We start from the raw sequence: 2,673 nt of genomic DNA, 5'->3' as shown, positions 1-2,673 counted from the left end.
AAGTGTTTAGTTAAATGATCACTTGTTAGCGGCCCAAAATATCGCATTGCGGAAAAGGGTTGTAAAGGCGGTATCATCAAAAAGCTGAGGAAAATGCCCCATGGCTATGTAAACGTTTCGGGCTTTAAAGTGCTCGTTTGTCCAGATCACGGGATGATCGCCCATTTTTACATCCTTATTGGGCAAATAGGTTGCTTCATCGATGCTTGCCAGTACATGTACATTGGGGCGAGGACTTTTATCATAGATATACCATTCATCTTCGGTAATAAAGGTTAATGGAAGGCCTTTCATAACCGGGTGCCACTTATCTTCTATATGGAGCATGGCTGAGGCACCACCGGGGATGTGTAGTTTAAATTGGATTCCGCCCATAAAATCCGAATACCATTGCCACATGGAATAGCCGTCAAAAACACCTAAAAGAGTAGGGTGATGAAAGCCGACCCAGCCGCCACGGGCGTTTTCAATATAATCGGTAAAGGCTTCCTGTGCCTCCTTTTCCCATGGATAAGGCGGGTAATCTAACTGAATAAATAGCTGGTATTGTTTCAGGAAATCTTTATTGATCTTTTTGGTATCGCTGATATAATCTATCGTAAAATTGCTGTCGGCGGCAAGTTTGTCAAGCCAGGGTTTGGCTGCTGCGTCAAATAACGCGTGACCGCCTCCGATTTCGGCAATGGCAATAGCCCTGAAACGCGGACTTCTATTTTGCTGTGCTTTTACAAAGGCATTAGGGTTTAGCAGGAAAAGCATGGAAACTAAAAAAACTATGTTTTTTGATTTAATTACAAAGGGACGATCGGGCTGCATTGGCGATATATTATGATTTAGATTATCAGCGTTTAGCGGCAATGATAGATCAAACTTTTTATTTAATGTTTAGCAGGATAAAAAGTAGTGGTAAAGTAGGGCAGGTCTTAAATTTATATGTAACCAGTTATAGTTGGCTTAATCAATGGATTGAAATAAAGCAGCCCTTTGGAGTTAATCAAAGGGCTATTTATCTAAAGGATTGATGCAAATTTATTTAACCGAAAATTGGTAAATCCCGGAATCGGTATAATTCCCCGCGATGTCTATTGTAACTATACGCCAGTAATAGGTTGTGCTTGTTTTTACAGCAACCTGGTATTGAGTATCGGATATATTTGATTTGATCAGCGCCGGGGAGTTATTGTCTCCAAAGTAAATGTCATATCCCTTTATTGCGGCTCCCAGTGTGCTGCCTGTCCATTTCAGCGTGACATTTCCGGCCGAAGCAGTTACATTATCGCCAAAAAGGGGTGCTGTTATTTCGGCCGGGTAAGGTGGATAACTTACGGTGCCGGCTCCGGCATTGTAAAATTTCCAGGTAGCGCTTTGAGCAGTGGCTTTGGTTTTTGTAGAAGTAGATATTACATACCAGGAGTATGGGGTGTTGCGAAGCAGATCTGCCGTGGCCTGGGTTGATGTAACAGTTTGTTTGGTTTCAACCTTTGTAAGCAGATTCTTTATAGCAAGCGTATAGCCTTCGGCTTTATCGGCGGCTTCCCACGTAAATGCCACCGTGCTTTTATCGGCAGATATGATTGTGCCAGTAGTACAAGGTTGATCTTTCAATGGCGATACCAGGTTTGTTGCAACCGGTGTAACATCAGGTGGCGGAGTTTTCTTGCCGCAACCGGTAATGATCAATACTATGAATAAACTATAGATCCAATTTCTCATTTTTTTAAAATTTTGAATGACTTGCCTTTTCCGTCCATTATTAAATTAAGCGAGTAAACGCCACTTGGCAGGGCCGATAGGTCCATTTGCAGGTTACCTGCCTGGTTAATGTACTGGTTGGTATAAACAGTTTTACCGTCAACTACATTATAAATTGTCACAGATAGTTTATTGATATTCCCTGTGCCTGTGTTAACATTAAGAGCGCTTTGGAACGGATTAGGATAAGGTATCATGCGCCCGTCCTGGTTTATTATCTTTTCAAATATGCCCTGGCATAATTTGTCGGTAGTGACAGAGAGTTTATTGGCACCTGTTATCAACGGGAGAGTGATCTGGCTATCGGTTGTGGTATAAACCACATTGTTAAGGTTTACATTATAACTGCTGCTGCCGTTTAACTGCAGACTTACCGTATTAAGTGTATTATTAACCGTGGAATAAACCGATAGATCGGCAGGTTCGGTGATCACCACATTAAAGCATTGCTGATAAATTTTGCCCTCAACAGTTATACATAAACTGTAGTTGCCTGCTGTGAGCTTATCAATAGTTAGCTGATTTGTAAACGGGTAAGTTGTGGTGACACCATTAATGGCAAAAGAGGCTGTATAATTTAATTTTTGAACGGCTTCGATATTAACAGATCCATTTGCGCTGCCTTTACATGTAGTGCTGTTTAATGTTAACTTGAAATTGTTTGTCGGCAGATTAAACTGGGTATATACCGTAGTTGCAGCGGAGGTTGCTGTGAATGATTTCAGCGTGACTGCTACCGTATATTTACCGCCATCTGTAACCTTTAATGTTGATACAGTGGCTGTTTTTATGGCCTCACCATCTTTATACCATTGATAAGTATAACCGGCAGCCGTATTTGTAGAAAGTGTAACCGAACCTCCATCGAAAAATGTTGTAGAACCGTTGGCGGTGATAGTTGGTAAATTAATGATGCTTAGC

General features: G+C 41.5%; 3 protein-coding genes. All 3 read right to left on the bottom strand.

Translation table 11 applies throughout. The annotated features are described in order from the left end of the window. Window positions 1–18: 18 nt before the first annotated feature. Complete coding sequence (locus VF500_RS10315) at window positions 19–759, bottom strand: ThuA domain-containing protein (RefSeq protein WP_330859591.1); 741 nt, start codon at window positions 757–759, stop codon at window positions 19–21. Window positions 760–1,029: 270 nt separating this feature from the next. Further along, window positions 1,030–1,713, bottom strand: a complete 684-nt coding sequence (locus VF500_RS10310; protein ID WP_330859590.1) for a hypothetical protein — start codon at window positions 1,711–1,713, stop codon at window positions 1,030–1,032. Next, window positions 1,710–2,673, bottom strand: a 964-nt coding sequence (locus VF500_RS10305; protein WP_330859589.1) for a T9SS type A sorting domain-containing protein, incomplete at its 5' end; no start/stop codon positions are given. The genes VF500_RS10310 and VF500_RS10305, both read right to left, overlap by 4 nt.

The sequence above is a fragment of the Mucilaginibacter sp. genome (assembly GCF_036383575.1).
GTDB lineage: Bacteria > Bacteroidota > Bacteroidia > Sphingobacteriales > Sphingobacteriaceae > Mucilaginibacter.
The sequence above is the reverse complement of the archived record's forward strand: the minus strand, read 5'-3'. Positions and strand labels throughout refer to the sequence as shown.